Source organism: Aurantiacibacter sp. MUD61 (genome assembly GCF_027912455.1).
GTDB lineage: Bacteria > Pseudomonadota > Alphaproteobacteria > Sphingomonadales > Sphingomonadaceae > Alteraurantiacibacter.
On sequence record NZ_CP115446.1, the window covers coordinates 288,472 to 315,157 of the forward strand.

The 26,686-nt window shown below is 58.8% G+C and carries 15 protein-coding genes; 7 read left to right on the forward strand and 8 right to left on the reverse strand.

From position 1 onward, the window contains the following. Positions 1-3: 3 nt before the first annotated feature. The 7 genes from O2N64_RS01385 to O2N64_RS01415 all read right to left on the reverse strand — a co-directional run bounded on the left by O2N64_RS01385 (position 4) and on the right by O2N64_RS01415 (position 18,973). Positions 4-2,658 (reverse strand): hypothetical protein, encoded by a 2,655-nt coding sequence (locus tag O2N64_RS01385; RefSeq protein WP_271078511.1) that lies wholly within the window; start codon positions 2,656-2,658, stop codon positions 4-6. Continuing rightward, positions 2,658-8,264, reverse strand: a complete 5,607-nt coding sequence (locus O2N64_RS01390; RefSeq protein WP_271078512.1) for a hypothetical protein — start codon at positions 8,262-8,264, stop codon at positions 2,658-2,660. Before O2N64_RS01390 ends, O2N64_RS01385 begins: the two co-directional genes overlap by 1 nt. Next, the gene (locus tag O2N64_RS01395; RefSeq protein WP_271078513.1) at positions 8,261-11,590 is read right to left on the reverse strand and encodes a hypothetical protein; all 3,330 of its coding nucleotides are present in this window, start codon (positions 11,588-11,590) and stop codon (positions 8,261-8,263) included. The genes O2N64_RS01390 and O2N64_RS01395 overlap by 4 nt, the downstream gene beginning before the upstream one ends. Beyond that, positions 11,587-14,997 (reverse strand): DUF6603 domain-containing protein, encoded by a 3,411-nt coding sequence (locus O2N64_RS01400; RefSeq protein WP_271078514.1) that lies wholly within the window; start codon positions 14,995-14,997, stop codon positions 11,587-11,589. The genes O2N64_RS01395 and O2N64_RS01400 overlap by 4 nt, the downstream gene beginning before the upstream one ends. Continuing rightward, entirely contained in the window at positions 14,987-15,400 is a 414-nt protein-coding gene (locus O2N64_RS01405; RefSeq protein ID WP_271078515.1) for a hypothetical protein, read from the reverse strand. Before O2N64_RS01405 ends, O2N64_RS01400 begins: the two co-directional genes overlap by 11 nt. Further along, positions 15,397-17,532 (reverse strand): aldehyde oxidase family protein, encoded by a 2,136-nt coding sequence (locus O2N64_RS01410; RefSeq protein ID WP_271078516.1) that lies wholly within the window; start codon positions 17,530-17,532, stop codon positions 15,397-15,399. Before O2N64_RS01410 ends, O2N64_RS01405 begins: the two co-directional genes overlap by 4 nt. Before the next feature lie 241 nt (positions 17,533-17,773). Next, positions 17,774-18,973, reverse strand: coding sequence for a nucleotidyltransferase domain-containing protein (locus tag O2N64_RS01415; protein ID WP_271078517.1), 1,200 nt, complete (start codon positions 18,971-18,973; stop codon positions 17,774-17,776). Between the two features lie 392 nt (positions 18,974-19,365). Here O2N64_RS01415 and O2N64_RS01420 point away from each other — a divergent pair, with 392 nt between their 5' ends. The 6 genes from O2N64_RS01420 (at position 19,366) to O2N64_RS01445 (ending at position 24,162) form a co-directional block, all read left to right on the forward strand. Next, positions 19,366-20,298: a hypothetical protein gene (locus tag O2N64_RS01420; protein ID WP_271078518.1), complete on the forward strand. Its 933-nt coding sequence runs from the start codon at positions 19,366-19,368 to the stop codon at positions 20,296-20,298. Then, positions 20,295-21,137, forward strand: a complete 843-nt coding sequence (locus O2N64_RS01425) for a sulfotransferase domain-containing protein (protein WP_271078519.1) — start codon at positions 20,295-20,297, stop codon at positions 21,135-21,137. The genes O2N64_RS01420 and O2N64_RS01425 overlap by 4 nt, the downstream gene beginning before the upstream one ends. Positions 21,138-21,273: 136 nt before the next feature. After that, positions 21,274-22,266, forward strand: coding sequence for an ASPIC/UnbV domain-containing protein (locus tag O2N64_RS01430; RefSeq protein ID WP_271078520.1), 993 nt, complete (start codon positions 21,274-21,276; stop codon positions 22,264-22,266). Beyond that, on the forward strand, positions 22,263-22,874 hold the full coding sequence (locus tag O2N64_RS01435) for a 2OG-Fe(II) oxygenase (RefSeq protein ID WP_271078521.1): 612 nt from the start codon (positions 22,263-22,265) through the stop codon (positions 22,872-22,874). The genes O2N64_RS01430 and O2N64_RS01435 overlap by 4 nt, the downstream gene beginning before the upstream one ends. A gap of 395 nt (positions 22,875-23,269) precedes the next feature. Further along, a complete protein-coding gene (locus O2N64_RS01440) occupies positions 23,270-23,806 on the forward strand; it encodes a hypothetical protein (RefSeq protein ID WP_271078522.1) in 537 nt (178 codons plus the stop codon). A gap of 62 nt (positions 23,807-23,868) precedes the next feature. Continuing rightward, positions 23,869-24,162 (forward strand): PqqD family protein, encoded by a 294-nt coding sequence (locus O2N64_RS01445; RefSeq protein WP_271078523.1) that lies wholly within the window; start codon positions 23,869-23,871, stop codon positions 24,160-24,162. An 82-nt stretch (positions 24,163-24,244) separates the two neighbouring features. Here the strand turns inward: O2N64_RS01445 and O2N64_RS01450 are convergent, their stop codons facing one another. After that, the gene (locus O2N64_RS01450; protein ID WP_271078524.1) at positions 24,245-24,406 is read right to left on the reverse strand and encodes a hypothetical protein; all 162 of its coding nucleotides are present in this window, start codon (positions 24,404-24,406) and stop codon (positions 24,245-24,247) included. 226 nt (positions 24,407-24,632) lie between these two features. On the opposite strand from O2N64_RS01450, the gene O2N64_RS01455 reads away from it, so the two are divergent. After that, positions 24,633-26,609, forward strand: a complete 1,977-nt coding sequence (locus tag O2N64_RS01455; protein ID WP_271078525.1) for an asparagine synthase-related protein — start codon at positions 24,633-24,635, stop codon at positions 26,607-26,609. The last annotated feature ends 77 nt before the right edge of the window (positions 26,610-26,686 follow it).

The following is a 26,686-nucleotide window of genomic DNA, read 5'->3' on the forward strand; positions in this document are numbered from 1 at the left end:
AGGTCACGGGTGAACGTGCCCGCCGCCAACTGCCGGGCCGCCCTCACCCACGATGACTTCGACCTCTGACTCTACAGGGGTGCCATCTTTCACATAAGGACGATGATCGTTGGTGAAGAGCGCCACTTTGATTGTGTGCGTGCCGCCTGCGAGTTTCGGGAGGTAATGCCACTCGCCATAGACGCGCGCGGCTTTCACATCGTTGATATAGACATGCAGGTGACCCTCACCCGGAACATGGGCGCCGCCCGCATTTTCCGCACTGACAGTGAAATTCTCTGTCAACATGTGCAGGTTGAAGCCGGAAGCTGCATCGGGGTTGACCATCAGGGTGACCTTGGGAGCTCCAGGATCGCTCACGACCTCCTCGCCCATGGGATGCATGTGCGCAGGCACGGGCTGCTGTTCTATCTCGACGCTCGCAGAAATGCGCGCACCACCGGTTGCAAGCGCAGCATGCGTATTTGCACTCAGCTCGACAGCCACCTCATGCTTGCCTGGGATCAGCGCGGGAAGGTGGAACCAGCGCTCGTACAGCCGCGTGACTTTGATGCCGTTGAGATAGAGGTGCATATGCCCTTCTCCCTCAACATGTGCAGAAGACGCGTTCTCGGGGGTGACGACATGGCCTGTGGAGGTCACTTCCATATTCCAGCCGGACACCGGATCGGGATGCGCGGCGAGCGAGATCGTCGGCGGGGGATCGGCCGTCACTTCGATCGGAGCATGACCGACAGGCGGCACCGGCGCGTTTGTTACCGGCTTCTGCACCTTTTTCGGCACCAGCTCATCAAAGGCGAGGCCGCTTGATCCTTCGCCGCGCCCGGTCCGCTTTTGCACGCCTCTCCAAATGAATGTCGCGCCATTGTACCAGCGCGTCCGGCGGAAACCGTCAAACACCTGCAGTCCGCCGCGCGGCACTTCCTCGTTCTCGACAAACATCGGTTCACGCGGGATCTGGTCGAGCCCCTCCCGGATCAGTTGGGTACGTGGCCGGATCCGAAACGGCGGATTGGGATCGCCTTCGATGAGGCGTGGCATGGCGGCACGCTGCAATTTCGTGCGGCGATTATCGCCATCCTTGTGCACCGGCACGAACGGTATCCATTGCTCGGGAACGCGCGTCATCAGATCGTAGCGATACGCAGCATCGGTCGCTTGCGCCGCAGCTACGGGTGCGCCGATACGATCGACAAAATAGCGCCGCGTCTCCATCGCCAGCTCGGCGCCGCGCGCGAATGTGCCTGCCGCCGTGCAAACATGTTGCTCGATCGCCCAGACATTGTTCGCCATCTCGTCGCGAATGAACATCTGCGCTTCCTGCGACTGTGCATCCTGAATTTTGGGCGCGGTGGGCAACACGGTGACATGCCGATCGTTGTTGTCGAGGATGTCATCGGTCGCGCTGTTGGCGAAGAGGCCCCATCCCTGCCAATTCTCGCTGTCCTTCGCACCCGAAGCCTGCAGCCAGAAGCGCTCTCCGAACACATTGGTAACCGTCAGGCCGCGCACCAACGCATTCGAACCGGCGCGAACGGTGTAGGGGAACATGTACCAGTCATTGGCATAGAGCAGCACATGTTCGAGGAAGAGCAGCTTGCCGATATCGCTGGTCGCTGGGTCAATTGCGCCGAAATTGGTCGCTCCTTCTTCAAATTGCCACCAGCGCGGATGCGGCATGCCGCCAAATTCCAGCGGACTGGGAATAAACACGGTCGGGTCTACCGTCAGCTCCTCGGGGTTCGGCTGGACCGACGGCGGCTCTCGGTCGAAATGGTACCAATCGAGCCTGCCATCATAGATTTCATCGGCGACAAGATTTTCGTCTTCGAAATGTGCGGGGCCGCCTGGACTTTCGGTGCGAATTTCCGCCGCATACTCAAGACGTTCTTCACGCCAGCCATTCTGCTGCGCGTCGGGTTCGCCCACAAGAGCGCGCGCCCAGGCGACGAAATCGGGGCCGAGCAAGTCTATCGTGGTCGCGTCGGCGGCATCCAGTCCGGCAATTCCCGCCGATGCGACATGCGACGCGTCCCTCTCAAGGAAGGCAAGCAAAGCGGCGCCATCCATTAATCGCCCGGCAGCCATAGCCACGCGCTGATGCACCTTCGAATGTGCGGTGATATCCGCATCGGCCGGATCATCTGGATCGGGTCGGTCGACGGGATACGCGGTCACGAACTTTGCATATTCGGCGACCAGGCCATTTGCAGCGAGCAGTTTGCGCCACCGCCTGCCAAGCGCCAGACGCATGTCGAGATGCATCTTTCGGTCACCGTGTGACCAGTTGAGCGGCTGCCGCTCGACGCGATACTCCAGCGGTTCGCTGTCATCGAAAGGCTGCAGCGGATTGTCTCCGGCGGCGAACTGTTTGAAGCTCGATTGCTCGATATGGATGGATGCCTGCGCCGGACTGCCGGCATCTTCGCCGATGAATTCACCAACCTGCCACTGCTTGCACAAATTCCACAGCGGATCGCGCACTTCGGCACGGATCGCCTGGTCGAAATCGCGCGCGCGTGGGCGAACTTCAAGCCGGTTCCATCGGCGGATGAGCGGGATCTGCTGTGCTTCGAGACTGGCAGCCAGAGCGACAGGCGTATCATAGGCAAATGTCTGTCCCTGAATGGTGGCGACGAGATCATCACGTTTGGCCATCAGTTCACCTCCTGCGCTTCGACGCGGGCGAAATTGTTCACGACCGCATAGTTGAGCATGATCGACAGCGGGTGGTGCAAGGTCGAGGCGATCGTAGCCGGAACGAACAGCGCGTAAGGCGTCTGGTCGATATGCTCGGGCTCCACCGCACGGCGCTTGGCAGCATCAAGCGTTTCATTGAGACCGTCGATCACATCATCCCACGTCCATCCCCCGCGAAAATCGGTGGGTGTCATCAGCAGGAAGCTTTGCGGAGGCTCGCTATTGGGCTGATCGAAATGGAATGCGACACCGGTGGTGATATTCTCCGTCGGGATGACCTCGGTCCATTCGTCGATCAGAATGCCCACTTGCGCCGTGGCGGGTGCGAAGGGAACCGAATGCACCGCCTGGAAAAGCAATCGGTCGCCATTGATCGCATATTCGGGCGGGTACGATGCCCCCACCCAATGCGCATCGGGCTCGTGCGGCAATTGCCATGCATCGAGAGCGACATCGCTGCCGGTCAGCGCTTCTCTCGCCATCGACAGATATTCAAGGGATGCCATCTGATCGCGGACGCGCGCCACCCCATGCCACCATGTATCGATGGGGTCCGGGTCGCCGAGCGTATCGCGTTCATGGCGGATAAGACCAACCTTATCACCTTCACAGAGCGCCAATTCCGCCTGTTGTTCTGCCGTCAGCGTGAAACTCGGCAGCGCGACGAACTCTTCGCCAAACACAGCTTGCAGCGCCGCGATGACCAGCTTCGCCTGTGCATCGGGCTGGGCGCTTGCAAGCGAGTCCAGTTTTGCCTGTGCTGCACCTCGCCGCTTCGCAGCGGCAACCAGCAGCGCCTCAATCCCCGCTACCATTTCGCCAGTCGGCGCAGCAAAAGCCATTTGCGCCGCAGCTATGTCGAAATCTTCAGGCACGAAATCCGTCAGCGGGAGAGCGGCCTCCAGCTGGGTCAGATACTGATCCGCATCATCGGTGCCCAGTGCCACGACTGCTTCAAGCTCGGCCAGCTTCGCTTCGAACAGCTGTACGCGCGATGCCAGGTCTGCCCGCATGGTGGCCGGATCATCCGGCATGGGCGATGTGACAGTGGTCGAAATCTGCCGTTCGGCACGCTGTAGCGGCAGGAAGACATCATTGAATGCAGCACCCGGCGGGACAGCATCGAAGCGGGCAATATAGCCGTGAAAATCGTCGAGCCGGCGATGCCAATCGGCAATCAATTCCTGCAAGCGATTGTCGAGGTCGGTAAACCACTGGCGCTTCCAGCGGATACCGATCATCGCATCCAGCTCTTTGAAACCAAAGGCTCTCGCCCGCTGAGCGAGGGGTGCAAAATCCGACAGGCGCAATGCGAAGTTGGCGCGAAGGGATGCCTCATTGGCGACAGGATCATCCAGATCCGGCGTGATCGCAGCAGCAAAGGATTGCGCGTCGCTTTCCAGCGAAACGAGCGCAGAGAGGGCATCGTCGGCGCGCGCGCGCGGGAGTTCGGGCGCGCCGCCCTCGCGTTCCGCGCGGCTGTCGTTATTGAGCGCGATATCGCTGGAACGCAGCTCCCTCCCCTTCGTGACGAGCTGGCGCGCACTTTCGAACAGTGGTGCGAGTTCGAACAGGCTGATCTTGTCGGCAGGGGCCTGATCGTAATGGATAGTAACGCTATCGCGCGGCCCGACCGGAGCCTGCGTGCGGCGATAGTGCTCTTCGATCAGGACATCGAGCGTCGCAAGAGATTGCCGGTCATCCAGTTTCAAATCGTAGAACCAGTCGAGCGGCTGTAGGCCCAGATCAGCGAGCGAAATGTCCGTCTCACTCACCGCAGTTTCATTACGGACCCTGACGAACACGTCATCAGGTTGGGGGCAGAGGCTCGCGAGCCAATGACCGATTGCAGGTTCGGCTGCGCCGCGCACGGTTTGTGGAAGGCCCGGCCAGGCAGAGCCTGCGGCTGGCGCGGGATCGAGGAAGATCGCAGTGCGCGATGTGATCGCTATGCCTTCGCGCGGAGTAGCCACGAATTCGGACACCGGCGGGAACAGTCCAGATCCGTGCGCATCGAGCGTGGCGGCGGCACTATCGGGCTTGCCTTTCAGTGCCTGATGCACGCTTTCCGCCATCGCCAGGTCTGCGACCGCGTCGGCAACGTTGCGCAGCCGGTCAACCGCGCCATCAATCTTGGCAAGCTGGGCTGCGCTGGCGGCAGGCATATCGGACAGGCCGAAGGGATAGCTCTCATCACCGCTATCCTCGATGTGCTGGATCAACCTCTCGCCATCGACGACATTGCGCGCCTCGATCGTTTCGATGCTCTCGCCCGGCTGAAGATCTTGATACGACTTGGTATTGCGATTGGCGACCAGCGGGAAGTGGCGCCGCAATGCGAAGATATACTCGTCGGTCTCGGCGAGTTCGAAATTGTCGTGCAGCTCGCGTTCCAGGCGGTATCCGAGCAGTTCGCCAAGGCTCTGATCATTGCGCAAACCTTCGAGCACGGTCATCGCCTGCCGCACCCGCCAGGATGTGAGATTGACCCCGGTGGTCTTGGCATTCTCAGGATCGGCATTGTTCACATAGGTGCTGCGCAAAATCGCCGCAGTCTGGGCCTGATCGAGCGAAGGGGCGTGAATATAGCCGAGGTTGTCTGGGTCATCGACCACGGGGCGATTTGCGATATCGAACGCAGTTCTCAGCTCAGGTGGCACATTGGCCGGTGCCAGCTGCGCTTCGCGCGGTCGCACATTTTCCAGCCAGCCATATGCGCCGAGATAAATGCCGCGCGACGTATCCCCAGCCCGGTTCGTTGCGGGAACATTGCCTGCATTCGTCGCGACCGGTGCGGGTCGCGAGCCAAGCTGCGTCCGCATGAATTCCAGCTGCATCTGGAAAACGCCCTGCCGCCATGCATCGAGGCGATAGGTGCACAAGTCGAGATGCTCGATCAGCAGCCGCTCAAGGCGTGCCGTCGGCGTATCGACAAGCATGCGCAGGCCATCCAATACTCCGCGATATTCCTGCGCTTCGCTCGCATGATTCCAGACACTTGCGATGTGATCGAGCAGGAATGTATTGGGATTACCCGTGATAGCAGGCGCCGGGCTGTAGAGTTCCCGGTAACGGCTTGGGCTTTGCGCGTCCGATTGCGCAATATGCAGAAAGCTAGGCTCTCGCCGGGACAGATTGGCCGCCTCTGCCGGGCCGCTTGCACTCGCCTGCAAGCGCATGCCGACATCCCAATAGCTCAGCTGCAGAGAGTGGCGTGCGAGATGATACAGCAGCGCGCGGGGCAATTCGTCATCGGTAAAGCCATCCTGTCGGCGCAGCGCCTCCAGTGAATCCTCACCCGCGTCGAGCAGCCATTTCAGGTAATTCTCACCACTATCGGTATAGGCGCGGATCGGCAGCGTTTCACTCAGATCGACATCGTCGACCAGAATGTGGCTTAGCGGTTCTTGTCCGTCGTGAAAGATGAATTTCAAGATTTCGGGAGTGTCGCCGCTTTTCCAGCCGAAGCTCTGCAACAATTGTCGTCCGGCCTCGGTGGCCAGATGGACACGGAACATCTCGAACAATCCGCCCAGCCCCTGCGCCCGCAGGAGATTGAAATACTGATCGTGCGAGTCTGCATTGCGGCGGTAAAACTCGAGCGAATTTGGTGCGAGACCCAGAATATCGAGAAGCGTCTGATGCAGATCGCCTTCCCGCTCGACATGGGCCGTCTGGCTGACCAGTTCGGCAAATTGCTCATCTGCCTGCTTCATTATTCCGACCAGTCGCAGGAGAAAGAACCGGTCACCCGTCCGGCTTTCAAGGAATTGGAAAATCTCCCTGCCCAAGCGGCCAGCGTTGTCATCATCCGTGTCGTGACGGGGCCGATACCAGCGCTGTTTCGACCATGCGCCTGCGGGCAGGATGCCATAGGGCTGATCATCGATGCGGATCTGCGGTATGCAATCGCGCGCCTGTACGTAATTCTCGAAATATCGGCGCGTCTGGTCGACCGTGTTCTTGCTGAGAATATCGTCCATCAGCGTATCGAGCGAATAGCCGATTGTGGCAGGCCACAGCAGCTTGTTCATCGCCCGCGCCTCTGCCTGGTCCTTCCCGCCTGCGAAAGGCAAATGCGCGATCGTGGCGGTATCCATTCCAAGCCATTCTGCCAGCCATTGCCCGTCGCATTTCTCCAGATCGTCGGACTTGCCAAGGTCTGTCTGATCGCTGCCGAACATCCGCTCGAAGGCTTCTTCAACCTCGTCACGGTCGGAATACCCACTTGGCTTGTTGCTATTGTTCGTGGGGGTGCCCTGCGGAAGAAGCGAAATGCCGCTGCCGCTGTAATGATGGTGCAAAAACAGGGTCTCGAGTGCCTGACGGCTTTCATCTTCATCGTCACGCAGCGATACGCCGCACACGAGGATCCGGTCGAAGCCGGTCTGGCGCTCGCCATCGCTCAGCGCGATCTTGAAGCCCAGCCCCATGGCGACCGCCTTGTCGAAATCGAAAATCCACTCCATCGCCTCGGGCAGTTTGAGAACGCCGTCCACCTGCTCGATCTGTTCCGCATCCGGCGCACTGGGATCGAAGCCGAGCGTAACCGTGCTGGGGATCACATTGCCGATTTCGCTGCGAGCGGTGCCCCCGTCGATCAGAGTGACGACCAGCCGCTCCGGCAGGATGTCGCTGCGCGCTGCCTCGGTCCAACTCGCTGCCTTGAGATCGTCATCACTCAGGTTCGGCCATTCGATCCAATGAAGAACCAGGAGTGTGCTGCTGCGATCGACGTCCGGTCGTGGTTCGAGAAGGCGACGTGGCTGCGCCTCCGCAGCTTCATCTGCCGCCGCATCGCCGATAGCTGTCTTCAAATCCGCCAGAGCCGACTGCGCGGCAGCAGCATCGTCGGGCTTGCTCCAGACGGTCTGCCAATAGGCGGTGATGGCATCCACTTCGGCCTGCGGTGGCTTCGTGCCTTCAACAATCAGCAGCAGCTCGTCAGCCGCAGGCGGCGCGGGCTCCTCGCCTTCATTTGCGGGGCGAAAACTCGTCGCAATCCATTGCGCGCGGCCCGTGCCGTGACTGGCAACCAGATTACGCCACGCTGCAACCTGCCGATCGCGATTACCCGCAGCGCCCCAGAAATCGGCCCAGAAGGTTTGTCCGCTTGCGAGTTCTTTCTCGCTTAGCTTTTCCTCGAAACCGTCGACAGCCCAGGCATCGGGATAGACCCGCACCCACAGCTCATCGGCATCGGGCGCAAAGCGGGTCTCGATGCGCAAAGGCATCATCAGGATGGGATAGGAATCGTCGAATTGATCGATGTGATTGCGCGGATCGAGCTGCGGACCAAGCGCAGCGAGCAATCGCATTTGCTCTGCGTGCCGTTGGCCGAATGCGCTCCAGGCCTGCCCGGCCTGGGCGCCCGCAATATCGATCTGCTGGTCGATCTGCCCTGCTGTCGCGGCGTCAACTGTGCGCTTGGAGCGCGTTTTTTCGCGGCCAAGTTTCTGGCGGTCCTGCGTTGCGGCATAGGCCTCGCGCCGCGCCTGATCAGCTTCGGAACGGGCCTGCTTGAGCGGCGCCAGTTGCGCCGTAAATTCTGGTGTGCGGCTCACGATGAATTTCTCGGCAACATATCGGCGGCGTGGACTGCGACCATCACCGGCAATTGATAGAGAACATAGGCGAGGTCGCCTGCATGCGTGGTCGGCGTCCAACTGACGTGCTGGTCGTCCTCCCACTGCTCATGGCGCTCATCGGTCGCCGCAGGCTCGGTCAGGGAATGAGTCTGTTCTGCGGTGAGATAGCGAGAGCCTGTTTCCAGCGAGACGTCGGTCCATGCAAGATCGCTCCAGTTCGCCACCGTCACGCCAGCATCACGCTCAATGTCGAGGCCGAAGCGCGGCTCGCCGGGGCGCTCCTTGATGACGAAGAACCACCCCGGATCATCGCCCGCATTGTCACCGCTCTCGCCCTGAGCCTCCAGCGCGGTAAGATCGAAGCCGAAGAAGTAGATATCGGGTCGCGCCTTGGCTTCGTAAATCGGGGTCTTGATCAGGCTTTCGGGCGGATCGTCTTCCTGCGCCGGGGTCAGCTGCACCGGCATGCGCTCAACCTTGTTATTGATGCTGCCATCCGTGTTGGTCTGCCATTCGGCCCGTTGGGCGTAAATCACGGCGTTGGGATAGCGTTTCAGAAGATCCCCGCGGATGACCAGAACGAGCTCATTCTCCGCTGCTCCCCCCTTGTCGCGGTGATCGTGATCGCCCAGTTTGAACGCGCGCGGCCAGATGTGAATGGGCGGAATATCGCGCAATTCTTCGCGTAGCGTTTCAGGATCCTTGCCTTCCTGATCGAGATAGGAACTCACGTCCCAGAACTGCCGGAAGGACGTTGCGCAATTGTCCGTCGGATAGCTGCGCCATTGCATTTCGCGGCAGAATTCGTGGTTGATGCCCAGCATATAGGCTTCGATGAAGGGCTGGTTGGTTTCGAGCAGGCTTATCGAGTTCTGCTGCACAAATTGCAGATTGGGGACGAAATGCTCGTCTGAAATTTCGAGCAGATATTTGTACATCGGTGTGTCGAATTCAGGATAGGCCATGACCGGAGCGAAGGTCTCGATCTGGATGTCCGCAATCCGGTCTGGGATCTGGATCAGCGGCTTGAACTTGGCGGGCAGGACCACGCCCGGGTTCGTCGCTTCGAACACTTGCCCCGCAAAGGCCCCGATATCGATGGGCTTGTTGGGTCGCACTGGCTTGAGCTCGGCTGCCGTTGCCTCGTCCGCATAGACGCCGCGCAGTGCATCTTTGTAGCGGGCAAGCTCGGCGCTGTCCGAACCTGAGCCCGTCACTTGAATGGTCGGTTCCGGCGCAAGCGTGGGTGCGTATGGATTGGCGAGAGCGAAATCCGGGCTGGCGGGCATGTCATCGACGTCTGACGGCGTTTGCGCAGGCGGGCCTACTGTATCCCCTGTCACGGGATCGGTTGTAACGTCGCCTCCGACGCCGACCACTTCGGATCGCCGTGTGAACAGCTGGTAGCCAAACACCACGGCTACGATCAGTAATAGCAGCGCAATGGGCCAATATCCGGCGGCAAACAGCGCCAGGATCACCAGCATGAGGGCGGTCAGGCCCAGCAGGACGTTGCGGCTTGGCTTGGTCGACGTGTCGAGCTCGCTTTGCGGAATATCGGAAGGCTTGGGAACGCTGGCAGGCGGTGTCTTGGGCGGAGCGGGCTGGACTTCGCCATCAGCGATCCGGGTGACGATATCTTTCGCCGGCACAGCTCGTCCGCGCGACACACGCTTCAGCATGGGAGAGCGTGGCCGCGTTGCCCGGCGCATGGCGCTGCTGAGCATGACCTGCGGGACCACGCTGTCGCGAATGGTCGCTGCCGCAGTGGTTGGCCCCACCATCAGGCGGCGTGCTATGGGATACATCGTCTGGGTGAAAGTGCCCGCCGCTTTGCTGAGCAAGCCTTGCAGATGCACCCTGTGGAAGACCATGCTCGTCGCGAGGCCCAGCCGCACGAGCCGCATGCGGCGGTTGGCGGCGAGCACGTCCCCCACCTGCTCCCACGCGCCTTTCATGAAAGCTTCCTGATGGCGCTGGATCACCTTTGTGCCGAAGTTCGCCGTGCTGCGATGACGCGGATCGAGGTTGGCCTCGTGCAGCCAATTGTCATTATTGGGGAGCGCACTGCCATCTTCCGCCGTAAGCACGCGAGGGCTCCGCGCGTGCCATTGGCCATAGATGGGCGGCACGATCAATGGATCGTCGATCTCTTCCGGCTCGATGGCAACGCCCGATTGGCTGTTTGCCGTGCCCGCCGTGGCACGCGTGTAATCATCGCCGAGATTGAGGAAGGCGGCCAGCTCGCTTTGAAATCCGACCGGATAAGGATTGTCCCATTCCTCATAGGCGGTTGCAATGTTCTGCTCTGCCTGGCTCAGCGTGTCGAATGGTACCTGCAAAGCGCCGCCCAGTCGCAGCACCCCTTCCAGCCCGGGAACATCGACCCCGCTGATATTGCTGCCGGGCGCAGTGACATCGATATTGCGCCTGCCGATACGCGAGTCCGCCGGGCGGGGTTTGAGGAGGCGCACCAGATATTCGAAATCGCCGCGTTCCGAGGTCTCGAATTGCCACCTGTGGTAGACCGGAATGGATTGCGGTTCCTGCGCTGTCGTACCGCCCGGATAGGGCGCGCGCCATGCCGGGTGACCCGCTGCGGGAGCCTGCGCGATGTCGAGCCCCAATCCCGCCAGCCGTCCAGTCTCGAAAGTCGGCACCAGATAGGCGTGATATTGGGTTTTCGGCTCCAGACGCCGTCCGCACACAATCCGCGCGTATGCAAGGTCCGGATCACGATCGATCAGGTCTGACAGCGCGTCCGAAGTGGCAGGCGACGGCCCGGCCTGTACGTCGTCGCCAGACACGGATTCATTCGCGTGGACATGCGCCCAGGCCCAGCTTTCTGAGAGGTCAGGCAGGCTGTCGTCAGGGTTTTCGACATGGACGAACGGCAGCGGCCGCCCGGCTTGCGATCGAAAATCGTGTTCGTCTGCCTTCAGGACGATCAGCGCGAGCCATGGGCGGAGCCGTTCGCCGACAGGAGCCTCGGGCGAATAGGCCCACGGCAATCCGGGATCGTAGAGCTCAATATAGGGCAGATAGTTGGGCTCGAAATCAGTGACCCAATGGCGCGGTTCTGTGCGGATGATCTGGCCCTGATCCAGCCCGACGATATCGCCCGGGCCATACAGCTCCACTTTCTGGTCTATCACGCCGGACACAGGTGCATCGCCGCCCGAACCGCTGACTGTCAGCCTGACATTGGTGGTCGCGCGCAGAGTACCCGCAGCAGGATTGTCGAGCGCATTGGCCAGTCCCTGACGGACCCATGGAATGAAGGAATAGCGACCCAGGCTCATGCTGCGATCCTCGCTTCAAACGCTTCGACAACATGCAGTTCATTGGCATTGGCCGCGCCGCTCGCCACCTGATCGCTCATGAACGCCTCGGCCTCAGCCTGGCTGGCGAAATTCATGTATGTGGGGCTGCTCACCAGATTCGTATCGACGTTCGCGACCGCATAGGCCCCTGGCGCAACCTTCACTCCGTCCTCGAAAGGATTGACCCGCTTCTTGGCGGCGTTCGACACGGCCAATTGCGCAACCGCTCCACCCTTGATGAAGTGGCTGAAGAGCTTGCTGGCCATGCCCCAGAATTTGCGAATTTTGCTGCGATAGGCGCTATCTATGACCGACAGTTCATAGCGCGTCGTGCGCGTCGTCGCTCCGCCTGCCTTCAACTCACCATCGGCAATACCAAGTTCAAGGCCGCTGGGCTGCGATTCATAGCCCTTGCTCGACAATTTCTGGCTATCGCTCAGATCCTTATATTGCCCGGTGGCAAAGCTGTCCCGCGTTCCCCCAAGCTTCGCGAACAGCGCACTGTCGCTTTCAATGGCGAACCGTTTCGCATCGCTCACCGTCTGATTGCCGACCTTGTCGATATCGATGTCCAGCGGAACCGCACGCTGCGCCACCTTGAGTGATCCCAGCGGATGCAGAACCAGCGATTCCGTCGCCTCGAGTTCGCGCAGGGTCGTCGAGAGGGTTTGCGATGGCGGCAATTGCGCCGTCCAGTTTTCCAGCTTGGCAAATTCGACTTCGAGGATCGGCAAAGCCGGGATGCTCGGCAGGCTGGTATCTTCGCGGTCGCCCCAGGTTTCATCGAAATTGGCGCTGATCTTGAAGAACAGGATCTTGACCGAACCCTTGCCCTTGGCGCGCCACGGGGTCGGCCCTTCCAGCGTGAATTTGAGATGCACGGAAAGCAGGTCAATGCCCGCCACCTTGAGCGAGAGACCGCCAGCGATCTCCACGATCATGTAGAAAGGCGAGAATTGGAACAGTGCGTCCAGCGACAAGTAGCCGCTGATCTGGAACTCGCTGAAACCGAAGAAGATATCGAGCTTGGCGCCGAACTGGACCGTGTTCGAAGTGACGGCGAAATAGCCCTCTACGCGGATGCGGCCCCAGCTCTCATTGAGAATGCTGACCGCGATCCGGCGCGGTGTCGGGAATGGCAGCGGCGGCGGCTGGTAACTCGGATGAAAGCCTCCGCAAGACACCACGAAATTGGGATCGCTGCCCCAGGCAATGACGAGACCCATTTCGCCTTCCAGCGTCATCATCAGCACACGTGATCCGAACAATGACGCGAAAAACCACGCACGTTCCTTGTCGAATTCGATCGCTCCGATGAAGCTTACCTGGATGACAAGCAGCGCAGCGTCCTCATCGGGCAGGGCGACCTTGAGCACGCCCAGGATTGCGATATTGCCCGGCGGAATTTCGATAACGACGCCCAATGAGAGCGAGACCAGCGTCGGAGTGCCCCAGCCGATCTTGGCGAGCGGGCCGATCACGAAGGTGTCGGCTTCGATCGGGAAATACTTCTTCAGATCCGCAATGATGCTTTGCGCATTCGCAACCACATCTGTCGGGAACATGATGTTATCGAGCGTGCCTTCGCGCACGCCTTCTGCCAGCGCATCGAGCGACATGCCGCGATTGAGGCCAAGTATCCCGCCAACGCCTAGCAATGTGAAGCCGAAACCGAGCTGGATGCCTGTGCCAAATTCGGCGGTTATGACGATCAGCAGCGAGAAGCCATCGCTGCCATCCGGCATTTTGGTTGCGATAATGCCGATCGCCTTGACTGCCACGATATTGGCGAGATTGAGCTCCAGCGCGCCCGCATATTCGCCATTCTCGTAATCGAAATAGAGATAGCCGCCGCCGCTGACCGCGCCTGCATCGAGCGCGAGCCCGGCCCCGACCGGCGGTTTGAACTTACCGGTAATATTGACCGGCCCGGCATTGCCGCCCTGCCCCGGGAATTCGAGCTCGATGATGCCGCCGATCTGTTCCACGCTGGCGCTGAGTGGGCCGAGTTGCGCATTGATATTCGTCGCCAGCGCAATCGGGAATTTCCCGCCATCGATGCCGAGTTTCAGCGTCAGCGCGTCGAGCTCTATCGGCCCCAGATCGATATGCGCGGGAAGCTGGATCGTGAGAGCGTGACTGCCCGTAAAGCGGATGCCGTTCCCGGCAGTCCAGCTGACACCGACATCGAAATCGGCTTCCAGATTTACGCCGGACAGCAGGTCGGCAAGAAATCCGTCCGCCCCATCGGCGCTGATCTTGAGCTTGCCGCCTTCAAGCTGCGCTTCAAACCCGACATCGCCTTCCGCCTGACCGCCAGCCCATGCGAAATCGGCCAGAATGCCTGCGCGGAATTTTTCGATGAACAGACCCGTACCGCCGGTGATACCGAGCAGGGTGAGCTGCTCTGCCGGAGCTACGGGCACGAAGCTGAAGCCCATGCCGAACTGGCCGCCAACGTCGCCCGACGGCGGGATCAGGACGATATCGGCAGGGGGGCGGATCGAAATTCCCGTCGCCGCAGACATGGCCGCGCGTGCATTGATATCCGCCACCATCCCGTCCACCACGGGAATTTCCAGCGCGAAGCCTTCGGATAGGCCCATCGTAATCTGCGCGTCGAGACCCGGCGGCGTGACACCTTGTGAAGGCATTAGCGAGAACATCGAGACTTCGAGCCGCGGCCGGTCGTCAATGCGCACCCGTGAAGCAGGCAATCCTAATGTTTGGAGCAGAGCAGCAAGGCGCGAAATCAGCGCTTCACCGTCGATCGAATTGGTACCCCAGCCGTAAATGTCGGCGACCAAATCTCCGGGGCTGGTGAATAGCGTTTCGATCCGATCAAAGCGGAAGCGCTTGCGATCGAATTCGACCAATTGCAAATTGGGCTCACCGGTATTTGCGCGCTCAATCTCCACGATGCCGAAGAAATGAAGAATGGCGAAAACAACCGGTGCGTAGTTCTGCAAATGCTCGATCAACACCAATTCGCTGGTGCGAACCGCGACATCGCCCATAAATGCGCTCAGCTCAGCTCCCGATAGGCCCGGCAAGCCCATCGTCTCGATTTCGGTTACGATCGTCTCGACCGCCACGACGATCGAACGAACCTGCTCGACAATTTCGACGGCCTTGGCGATTGTCTCTCCGGTGTTGCCCTCATCGATAACCGCGATCAGTTCCGGCAAAATTTCGCCCAAGACAGCCGCGGATGAAGCGGTTGAGGCAAACGCGGTCTCGAGCTCGGGCGTAAATGTTTCCACCGGGACATCGACGCCGAGCATGAAGAAGAAGCGGCGCGCGTACCCACCCTGCATGCGCGATGTAATCGGCTGCGTCGCAACCGCGAGAAGGCGCCCGATCTGTGCAAGTGTGCTATCGTCCATCGCCGACCTCCTGTTCGCTGCTCAATGCAAAAACGGCCCAGCGCATCATCACCAGACAAAGAAGTATGGGAGATGCGAGCATCCCAGCGATGCCGAGGCTCGCAAGCATGGCTGCGAAGATAGCGCCGTTCGTGCCATCCGGTTTGAAGCCGCTTATCTTGCGGGTGCGATCGATGATTCCGACCGAAGGCTTCACAAGCACGTCGCGGATCGCCCATTTCAGACCGGGGTATTTGCGCATCTGCCAGACAAGTTTCGGCGAAACGCTGTAGTAGAGGCCATTAACCGCACGAATGAAGCCAGCCCCGGCCGGTCCACTCTTCCTAAGCTCACGGCGCAGACGTTGAAGGAATTGCACCTCAACCGCCTGGCTTGAGCCGGATGCAGCGATGACCACTATCATTGGGGATCGCTTTCTACGGTCGGGGGCTGGAGGTAGCTGCCAACCTTTATGAACATGGCTTCTTCGCAAGGCTTGCCGTCCTTGACGATCCACAACATGTAATAGCCGGGCGGAATCAGATTACGATCATCGGGGATCGTGACGCTCAGCTCATTTCCGCTGATGTCTGTCGGATTAAGAGCCACATATCGTTGCTCTGTATCGGTATGATGGGTCGCAGCTCCCGGCCGGATCAGTGCGACTTCTGTATCTGCAGCGGCTAGCGAAGATCTGATACGGAGCGTTTCGCCATACTCAGCAAAGGTTGTACTAGCGCCCTCATTTTGTATCGCTTCGATGGTCGGCCGCGTTCCCGGAGTAAACATGTAGGGCGGCTCGTAAATCTCGTAGTCTTTGCGATTATACGGAATGCTGACGATGTCTCCGAACCTGTTCTCCCCTCCAACGATCGGACCCTGCCACATATCCGGTGGTGTGCCCTCCGGGTTCGGCGGAACACCCGGATATGAAAACGAGTCTGCCGCAAAATGGATCGGGAATTCTCCATCTATATGCTGTTCAAAAATGTGGTTCTTGTCATCATCCGCATCTGCCCCACCCGCGATCAGGACCGTACCGTTGGGAAGCAGAACCGCGGCCGAATGATACATCCGGGCATGATTGAGCGGCGCGGCAGGAGAGAAACTTCCCACAGGGCCATCGAATGGGTCGTAAAGCTCAGAATAATGCGACTGCGCGTTATTCTCTGCAATCACTTCATCTGCTGTATTCGGATAGCCTGCAGCCCGCGTATCTCCCGGATAAACAGCATTCCATTTGTGGCTGTTGTGTCCGCCACAAATCAACACCTTCTTGTCGGGTAGAATGACGGCGTGGCCATTGATCCTACCGTGCGTAAGATCGGGGCCTTTAGTCCAAGAGGGCGTCCCGCCACCGGTCTGGAGTATTGCGGTCGACTTGGCATCTCGCTCGTCTCTTACCCGTGCATAGGGTGCGCCCTGCCTCACGCGAACGTTAGCCTGGAGAATGTTACCCATGTTATCGCGGATATCGCCCAGAGCTTCGCCACCGCCAAAAAGTAGAATCTTGCCATCCTGCGCGGGGGGCAACAGCACGCTCATGCCCTCCTCACGACGAGGTACTGCCGTCGGGGGCGAATTCGCTGGCGGTGGCGATGTCAGTTCAGGCGGACGCACACCAGAGTGCTCTTCCCAGCTCGCCGAAGTGCCAAGATTGGGGATCGCCAGCGAATGCGTATTCAACGGTGGATCAGTTTCTAGGCCCCAGGTTGTATGAGTGTAATAAATGCGTCCGTCAGGAGCGAGATGCAGGCCTGGGTAAATCGGCAAAGTCAGTTTGGCGCTGCCAGTTGCACCGTCAGTCAGTGTCGTGACTGAATAATTATTACTACCGCTGCCTGGCGTCAGTATTTCAACCGTATCTGATATCCGGCCCGACGCGCCGAGCTGATATTCGCGCCGACCTGAGAACACCGCGATACGGCCGTCGCCCAGCATTACCGCTGTCGGATACCAGCGCCCATGAGCCAACCGTGCTACGCTCGAGCCGTCCATCACCGTTTGCCAGTGCCCTTGGCCAGCAGGCGGCTCGGGATCGAACAGATAGATGTATTCTTCGCCCACGCTGCGATGGCCGGCGTTCACCCCAATTCCGCGCCCTTGCACGAAATACTCAGGGTCGGACCCGCCGACCACAATCACCTTGCCATCATGGGTGTGGACAAAGTGACAGCAGAACAAGTCAGCATGGAAATGGCCAGTCGCCGGATCGTTCGGGAGCTGGTTGGGCTCTCCCCCGCGGGCCAGAGCTGGATTATGCAGAGGAAAGTTTTGCGATTCGAGAGTGTTTAGAGGTTGAGAATAGGTTTCCTTATAATCGAAGAGGTAGCTTTTCAGCGCATAGTGCCCATCTTCAACATGGCCGCAGAACCACAGCACTTTTCCGGTGTACAGCATGACGGCGTGGATGACGAACAGGCCGCGCTTGTCCAAAATAAGGTGGGGATCGGTGCTCGCGTCAGGCGGACTCGTCGTGTGCTGACCATCAGTAATGATGACGTCCGCGACCTCGATCTTGTCGCCGTCAACCCATCTTCCTTCGGTCGCGCTCACAATACCGCCTCCGTCAAAAACACGGATTCAATGAAGAATCGAATTGTCGCGATTTTCCCGAAGGTTTGGAAATGCTACGCCTCTTGAAAACGAGAGTCAAAAAAGCGGGCAAATATTAACTATAATTAATCGTGACCTACTCGCTTCTCTTGAGAAAAGGCCGATCGGCAGACTGAGCTTGATCTTTTCTCAGTCGGGTCAAAGGTGAGCGGCAATATGGGCACTGGCCTTATTACCGGGATCATCGGTTGTTTCGCTCTGACCTTCGTTGATTGCCACTTGTAGTGTGAGCAATCGGTGCGCGAATGCGCTCCAAGATCCAGTCGAACATTCTGGCGGGCCCGTAGAGGTAGCGTAGCGCGTTCGGCAGCGGGAGACGCGACACCAGTGACTGATGGTAGATGTGGAGGGCGAGCACCGAGCGCTTGAAAGCAAAGCCTTCCCGAAGAGCGAAGCCAGCGCCAAGTTCTCTGGTCCTGCCGGCCAGCGGCAAGCGCGGTCCGGATGCGAGCAATTTTTGCAGGGATTGGTGTTCCAAAGTCCGCAGCCACGGGTCTTCGGCCTGCAACTCAGCCACACGATCCGGCAGTATTTGACCCCAGAGGTGGTGACACAGCAGCATGGCGAGCGCGCCGCAGCGCTCCACCCCGTGAAAGCGGCAGTGTTCGAGCAACTTTTCCAATTCCGGCGAGCTCAATCCGGCCAGCATGGCGCGCATGTCGGCTAGCCATTTGAGCCGGTGCCAGCGACTGTTCGCACCGTGGGCCGCGAGATAAGCGAACTGGTCTGGTTGTCGGAATGTTCGGAAGCGCGTTCCTCCGATCGAAACCCAATGGTCTGCATCCGCCACGCCAAGGCCCGTGATAAACGCTTCCGGTGCGAGCAGGCGATGATGCAGCTCGATCAGATGCCCGGTCTCGGGGTGAGACAGCGTGACATCCTTCGTCCCGCGTCGCCAGATGTTCACTCGCGAAGATCCGAAAGGCGGCCTTTCCTGTTTCAGAACGTATCCGTCCGCTTCGAGACAAACGATGGCTCCTTCAAAAGCGGACCACTCAACCAGCAGATCGATATCCTTGCTTTGGCGAAGCGTGGGATCGTCATACAGCAGCTGGGACAGCACCGGCCCCTTCAAAATGATCGCTTCGATCGTCGCTTTTCGAAACACTTCCAGCAAACGCTTGCTCTCGGCAATACTGACGAACGTTTCGAGCGTGTCGGATTGCGCGAGCGCTTTCAATTGCGCGGGGGGCATCACACCTGCGGAGACGAGACCACGCAAGGCGAGAGGAGACATCCGGTGGCGCTTCACGCAGTCGAGGAAACTCTTCCAATCATCGCCCAACACAGACGCCGTTGCGCGGATTCTATCCTTGGCCGCAGCGTCCGACGGGAAGTCGGTGCATGCCAGCAAGAGCGCGAAGGCCGGATCCTGGCCCATAGGATGCGCTCCCTCGACGAGGGGAGCTTTTGCTGAAGGCGATCTTTTGGTGGACAGCGGTTTGCTCCCCCTCGGTTCTCTTGTGGATGTTTAAAAGCTTACCGATGGAAGCGATATCTTTGAGATTACAGGAAAAGCGAGCCCCGACTACCCTCCTGTTTCAAAAGAACCGCAAAGAACCGCAGCACCGCCGATTAATCTGCAGCTTACGAGCGATCAAAAGGCACTCGATCTTGAGGGACCATGGCTCAAGCAAGATGGGTTTGCCTTGCGGTGGAGAAATCTTGTGATAACAACCTTTTCCAGCCGGGGGGATTATCCATCATGTCGAGTCTTATAGCAGGTACCGCAGACGCGGTGTTTCCGGCCGTTGAGACGACGCTGATGAACGAATGAAAGCTCCGGTGCCCAACTACCCCTTCACCGTATCGGCCGATATCGATCTTGATGCGCGACTGACTGTTCCTACAGTTCCCGGTGATGCCGACGTCGTCGTCCGCGAGGGGCCTGTCCCGTCAACGCTGGGTGATAATGACGCGGAATTCGGCTTTGAAATCGGTGTAGGCGAGGTCCTGCTCCGCGTGCCGGATGGCAGCGCGCTGCACATCCGTGAGGGTCGCGAAATCATCTACCGACGCGGGCCCGAGACTACCGACCGCGATCTGTCGCTCTTTATTCACGGGACTGCCTGGGGCGTGCTTTGTTATCAGCGCGGCTTGATCGTCATCCATGCCAGCGGAAACATCGTCGACGGCCAGATTACCGCATTCAGCGGTTTTTCGGGAAGTGGCAAATCGACCTTCGCTGCCAATCTGGCGCTGAAAGGCTTTCCGTTTTTCACTGACGACACGCTGGTTTTCGATCCGTCAGGTCCTGCAGACAGGGTCATCTGTCACGCAGGGCAACGACGCATGAAACTATGGAAGGATGCGATCGAAAGGACCGGTACGAAGCCTATTGAACGCGTGCGGGATGCAGGCGACATCGACAAGCATTTCGTCGCCCCGCCCCTTGCCGAACCGGAATTCTCTGCGACGCTTGCCCGTCTTGTCGTCCTGCACCGGGCAAGGGGCAATGCGACGACGGACAATGCGCTGGAGCGGTTGCGCGGCCCCGAAGCGTTACAGGCGCTGACAAGCAACCTCTACCGGCCCCAATTCGCCGAAGAAATTCTCGGCAAAAAGGTACTGTACTCCGCTCTCAAACAACTGCTCGAGCAAGTGCAAATCTTCCGCTTTACGCGCCTCATGACCCCGGAAAATTACGAAGCCAGTTTCGATTATTTCATCGACGAGCTGGTATGCGAAGAAGCGGCGAGCGAGTGAACACGGACGGCAAAATCGTCTGGCTGGCCAGCTACCCCAAATCTGGCAACACCTGGCTGCGCTTTCTCTTGGGTTTCGCACTGGGATTAAGCGATGAGGATGAAGATGCCTTCTCGCCTGTGAGCGGAATAAGCAGCAGTCGCCATTACTTCGACTCGGTCCTGGCATTGGATACTCACGAGCTCACGCGAAACGAAATCGACCGTGCCAGACCCGGCGTCTACGGTTTTTTGCACCAGCACGCACAGAGCCTGCAGTTTGTGAAGGCCCACGACCGATATCGTGTCCTCCCCGATGGTCGCGCGATCTTTCCGGCACGCTGCTCACGCGCGGCCATCTACATCGTTCGAAATCCGCTCGACGTTGCGGTATCCTACGCCCATCACCTTTCGAACGAAGACCATGCAGATGTTGTTGATGCAATGAGCACGCCGAACCGAATAATCGGCGGCGGTACGAAGGAGCAGATAGAGCAGGATTTGGGGGACTGGTCAGGGCACTTCCGCAGTTGGACCCTGCAGGGGAAAATTCCGGTCCTCGTCATTCGCTATGAAGATATGAAGGAAAACACCGAGCTCGAGTTGCGGCGGATCTTTCGCTTTCTAGAAATTAGCGAAGACGCATTCGCAATGCCCCTTTCGCAGGCGGTGGAAAAGGCCGATTTCACGCGCCTGCAAGAACTGGAGCGCGAACGCGGCTTCGCTGAAAAGCCCGTAAGGGCGCGCAGCTTCTTCAGGTCAGGCCGGGTTGGCGACGGGTGCCGTGTCCTACCTGCGGAACTGATTGCACGCATAGTCGACGAGCACGGCGAAGTGATGCGCGAGCTCGGATATTCATGAGCGGGAAAAATCTTCATCTTTCCCATCGGGCGGCGGCGATGTCCGCCAAACTATTGGTGCATGCGATTTGCCCGTGTGTTGACACCGGAGCCATCGGTTAGGAAGCAGAAGGCCGATGCACATTCCTGCTAGCTCCATGATCTCTATGCGAGAAGCTGGCTCTGAAAAGAGAAGCAACAGTCGCATCTGGCTGAGCGTTGCAGTCATCGCTGTGCTTGTCTGCATTTTCTGGAAGGGATCACGCTATCCGGCGCTGAACGAAAAGGCGATGATGGGCGGCGATACACCGCTCTCCGGACTATCATTCGACATCATTTTCGATTTTTTCCCGGACAGCCCACTGTACTGGGCCTTCGCGGCGAACGTAGGCAGTTGGATCGTCACGAACTGGAAGGGAATGACCTTCGGCGTCCTTTTCGGGGCCGCCATCCTCACCTTGCTGTCCGTAATCAGGACGCGCTCATTCAAGAACGGGTTCGCCAATGCGGCGCTGGGTGCGACGATCGGCGCCCCGCTGGGAGTGTGCGTGAACTGCGCCGCACCTATAGCGCTTGGCCTCCACATGGGCCGGATGCGTCTCGAAACGACACTCGCCGCGTTGATCGCATCACTTACGCTGAACGTTATTGTGGTGACGATGAGCTTCGCGCTCCTTCCTCTGCATGTCGCGGCGACGAAGCTCCTGCTGTCACTGCTGCTAATTCTCCTGATCGCGCCGCTGCTGTGCCGGTCCTACGACTATGTCAGCTTCGATTATGACCGGGATGGCGACATCGACATCGTGCGCGACAATGGTGCAATCCGCATGATCGTCCATCGCAACGACAGGCCAGCGGGCAATGGTCTGTGGGTTTCGCTACGCGACGCAATGGGCAACAGCATGGGGATCGGCGCACGCGTTATCATCTGCACAGGAGAGCCGGAAATCGCGCCCGGCAACGGATGCCAGATGCGACAAATCAAGGCGAGCGGAGGCTACCAGTCCTTCGACCCGATCGCGGCGCATTTCGGCATTGGCGAGGCGCGAGAAGCGACCCTCATCGCCGTCACATGGCCCGATGGGAAGATCACCGAAATACGCGGTGAAGAGGCGCTTTCCGGCGAAATTATCATGCCCCGAGCCTCATGACCTTTCCCCCGACCTCCAGCCTGCCGCCGCTTTTCATCAAGGGCGACTGGCTGCCAGAGAGCCTGTGCACCCGCCTTTTCGAGGAAAGCCTTGCGAGCGAAAACGACTATGTCGAAGCCAAGGTGGCGTACAACAGGAAACGCGGCATTTTAAAACCCAGCATCGTGGAGCCGAGAATTCGGCAGGCGTCCAAACGCAAATTGCCCGGAGAGTGGACGAAAATCTTTGCAGATCGCGTGCTGGCAGAGAAAGACGATATCGCAGAGGCACTGGGGTTCCGCTTTCCGGCGCAACCACATTTTCAGGTCGAGGCAGTCCACACGGGCGACGGTGGGCGTTTCGATATTCATATCGACACACTGCGCGGGCGTGAAAAAGCGCGCGTTATCACGGGGGTCTACTATTATTCGCGCGCGCCCCTGCCCTTCACTGGCGGCGAGTTGAACCTCTTCTCGCTGGACCGTCGGTCGAGCCGAGGTGTCGCGCCGACGCGCAATTCGATAGTCTTCTTCTCGTCGATTTTCCCTCACGAGATTGCGCCTGTGCGCGTACCGACCGGAGAGTTTGCGGATGGTCGATTCTCCGTGAACATCTGGCTGTCCGTGTGACGCTGCCATTCCCCTTCACCGTCTCGTGCGACATCGACCTCTCATCGCAAGTGACGTTTCCGTTTGTCAGAGAGGGTGCAGACGTCTCCGTTGCGGAAGGAGAGGTGCCCGCAACGCTTCTCGAAAGCCCCACGCAATCGCCATACGAAATCGTCGATGGACAGTTCCTGCACCGCTTGCCTGACGGATCGCGTATACTCGTGCGAAACGGGACGCAGATCACCTACAGCCGCGGTTCGCTCACAACGGACCGGGATCTCCTGCTCGCGCTGACCGGGCCGGCATGGAGCGCGCTTTGCTACCAGCGAGGGCTGATACCCCTGCATGCGAGTGCCAACATTTTCGGCCGAAGGGTGGTCGCTTTCGCCGGCCATTCGGGAGCAGGAAAATCGACGTTGGCAGCCGAGCTTGCGGCGCGTGGCCATAGGTTCTTCACCGATGATACGCTGATCTTCCCCGCGACCTCGAGCGAAGAGAACCTCCTCTGCTACCCGGGACAAAGGAGGCTCAGGCTCTGGCGCGATGCCTTGGACCGAATGGGATTGCCCGTGGGCGAGGCCGTGAGGGAAAATCGAAACACGAACAAACACTACGCCGATGCTGAAAATCGGGCTCCGGTGAGCATGGCCCCGCTAGCCACTTTAGTGATACTGCGGAAAGCGGAGGAGAAACAGGCCGCGCCAAATTCCTGGCGGACGCTATCCGGGCCAGAGGCCGTGCTGGCCGTCGCCGAACATCTGAGCAAGCCGGAATTCGCAGAAGAATTGCTCGGGAAGGAGCGATTACTCTCCGCGCTGAAACGGCTGCTGGAGAAGGTGACAGTCTGCGAATTTACGACGCGGCGCAGCGAAAACGATCATGATGCAGCAATTGAATTCGTCCTAGACCACGTGCAAGATCATCAATCGGAGCAAATCCTTGAAGAAGATTAGAAAACACATAAGAGTCGACAGTGCGCGGAACAAATCCTGACGCTGCCGGAGAGGAACTACAAATGGATAATGCCGCAATCGAGAAAGACAAAGCAAGCTACCGAAAAACGGATGTGTTCGTCGAAAGCAATGTCGATGACACCCTCATTCTCATGCATCTCGAAGACAGCAAGTTCCTCACGCTCGAGAAGAGTGCGCGCCGGATCTGGGAACTGTTGGACGAAAATCCGACGGTATCGGAAATCTGCGACAAGTTAACCGACGAGTTCAATGTCGAGGGATCGACATGCCGCGATCAAACGAGTGAATTTCTGGAGTCTTTAGCAGCGCGCGGACTTGTTGAACGCTGCACATAACGCCACGAGCCGCCCGCTGACAGCAGGACCGGGAGAACAATTCTATCAAGCGGCAATAGGCGCGCTGTAAAGAAAGCTAATCTTAGCTGAGGGAGGTATCAGGCGGTCCCGGAAGATCACCATCCGATCCGGGAGCATAACCATTCTTCACATCCGAAAGGTTCAGCTCAAATTCGGAGAACTCAGGCTTGGACCAATTCTCTTTCGAGGCGTTGTCACCTTTGCCATTCGCCATCTGATCCATGCCCTACTCCATCAATGTCATACTGGCGTTTTGCCAATAGGCTTGTCGTATTATACAGAAATTCAAAACTTATCAATCGCTAATGATGCGTCGGGCTTGAGCGATTAGCCGAGGATATGTTTTAAGGTTTCGCACAGCTTGCCGCGTCGATTTCTTGTTACAGGCATGATGATCACCGCCAATTAAGAAATGTCGGAACGAACCAGGGCGGATTTGGGATGCGGAAGTGAGCGCCTTTGCGATCGAATTCAGGAGGGATGGTTCAAACGCTCGTGCCGAGGATGCCGAGCGAATGTGCCGCGCAATGCGCGAGCTTGGCCTGCGCAACCAGTCGACGCTGGTGACGGGGCCCTTCGCACTGGCCTTTGTCGAGAGTGCCGGTTGCCTGGACTACGATGAATACGAAAGTCAGCCCGCTCTGCTCGATGAGCGTTGGGTCGGACTGTTCCTTGGCCGCCTGAACCACCGGGAGGATTTGCACGCCGGGCTGAACCTGTCCTCAGCCGAGGGCAGGCGACTACCGGACAGCGCCCTTGCCCTCCGTGCGTGGGGCAAATGGGGCTCGGACTGCGTCGATCACCTGTACGGCCCTTACAGCTTCGCGGTTTGCGACAAACGCACGAACAGCATCGACATTATGCGCAGCTTCGAGGGCTCACAGCACATCTATTTGCACGAGGGGCGTGAACGGATTGTAGTGGCCAGTTCGGTCAAGGCGATTTTCGCTTTCCCCGATATCGAACAGGAACTCGATGATGTGAAACTGGCCGACTGGCTGGTCCTGAACCACGAGGATCACACCCGATCCTTTTTCAAAGGCGTCAGTATTCTCGGTCAATCGCGTTCGCAGCAAATAGATCGTGGCGGGATAAAGACCTCGGTCTTCCGCGACTTCCTTTCAGCAGAACAGCTAGATCGAAACTCCAGTACTCAATCGGTGATCGAAGCCGTTCGAGAGGTTCTCAACAGCTCGATCAAGCAATGCTACGGCAGCTCTTCAGCGCCCGCAATTGCGCTCAGCTCAGGGCTCGACTCAACGCTGCTGGCGGTTTTGATGATCGAACACTTGCGTGAGGGCGAGAACCCCGCAGGATCAAGCCTGTCTAGCTACACCGGCGTGCCGGGAGCGGATTGGGACGGCCTCGTTCGCGAAGGCTGGACCGGAGATGAAAGAGCACCGGTGGAGGCTCTTGCATCCATGTATCCGGAATTGCGGCCAAACTTTGTAAGCGATCAATCCATTTCGCTCGCCCATCATGTTGATGAATTCCAGAAACTGGGCGATATGCCCGTGCGCGGAGTGAACAATATCGGCTGGGGAATGGCGATAAGGCGCAAGGCGAAAAGCGATGGCCATACTGCCGTAGTGAATGGTTCCGGCGGGAACTATTGCGTGAGCTTTGCCGCCGCGAGAAGCCTGTTCGGCCAATGGATGCGGCAGGGCCGATGGGGCAAACTTACTAGAGAGACGCATCAATTCGCCAGCAATTTGCCGAATACCTCTCAAACACAGGTGATAGGGCAAGCCGCTATCACGAACCTGCCTAGCGCGCTTTTCGACCTGTACATGCAGGCTCGGGGACACCAGCAAACAGTCGGCTTCGGCTTCTTCTCCGCGATCAATCCCGACTATGCTCGGCGCATGCACTCTGCTGAACGGATCGATGACTTGGGGTGGGACGATCGCTATCGCATGCTGCCCAACCGTCGGGACATGATGCGCCTGATGATGGAGCGCGGGGCGCGGAACGACAATGGCGGAATGGCGGAAGCAGCCAAAGTCGTGACCGGCACCGAAACGTTTTCACCGCTTGCGGATCGCAAGCTTTTCGCCCTGTGCCTCAATCTGCCGGACGAAACCTTTTACGCCAATGGCCGTGACCGACTGCTCGTGAGGCGTCTGCTCGAAGGCAAGGTTCCGTCTGTATATGAAAGGCGGATAAAGGGCGAGCAATCTGCCGATTGGCACACCCGTCTGAAAGCGAGCTCCGGCAATCTTCTCGAAGAGATCGACCGCTTGGAAGACCTCCCCGACGTAGCGGAAAAAATCGATCTGCCACGCATGCGCAGGGCATTGGAAACACTTCCTGAAAAGACGCCGGTTTCGGCGAAAGAATATCCCGATTACGCCATTGCGCGCTATGGAATTGGAAGGGCCATCGCCGCCGCGCGCTTCATCAATCACGTGAAGAAAAGAAATTGATCTTCGTGTTGCTTTTCACCAGCCTCAACGAACTAATGGATCAGCGGCCTATGGGCAGTTTTTGCACCTCAGCTTGC

Bases quoted from the DNA above. Each gene is read 5' to 3' on its own strand.
- O2N64_RS01385 (WP_271078511.1), bottom strand. From the start codon at position 2,658: ATGGCCAAACGTGATGATCTCGTCGCCACCATTCAGGGACAGACATTT.
- O2N64_RS01395 (WP_271078513.1), bottom strand. From the start codon at position 11,590: ATGAGCCTGGGTCGCTATTCCTTCATTCCATGGGTCCGTCAGGGACTG.
- O2N64_RS01400 (WP_271078514.1), bottom strand. From the start codon at position 14,997: ATGGACGATAGCACACTTGCACAGATCGGGCGCCTTCTCGCGGTTGCG.
- O2N64_RS01405 (WP_271078515.1), bottom strand. From the start codon at position 15,400: ATGATAGTGGTCATCGCTGCATCCGGCTCAAGCCAGGCGGTTGAGGTG.
- O2N64_RS01415 (WP_271078517.1), bottom strand. From the start codon at position 18,973: ATGGGCCAGGATCCGGCCTTCGCGCTCTTGCTGGCATGCACCGACTTC.
- O2N64_RS01420 (WP_271078518.1), top strand. From the start codon at position 19,366: ATGAAAGCTCCGGTGCCCAACTACCCCTTCACCGTATCGGCCGATATC.
- O2N64_RS01430 (WP_271078520.1), top strand. From the start codon at position 21,274: ATGATCTCTATGCGAGAAGCTGGCTCTGAAAAGAGAAGCAACAGTCGC.
- O2N64_RS01435 (WP_271078521.1), top strand. From the start codon at position 22,263: ATGACCTTTCCCCCGACCTCCAGCCTGCCGCCGCTTTTCATCAAGGGC.
- O2N64_RS01445 (WP_271078523.1), top strand. From the start codon at position 23,869: ATGGATAATGCCGCAATCGAGAAAGACAAAGCAAGCTACCGAAAAACG.
- O2N64_RS01450 (WP_271078524.1), bottom strand. From the start codon at position 24,406: ATGGATCAGATGGCGAATGGCAAAGGTGACAACGCCTCGAAAGAGAAT.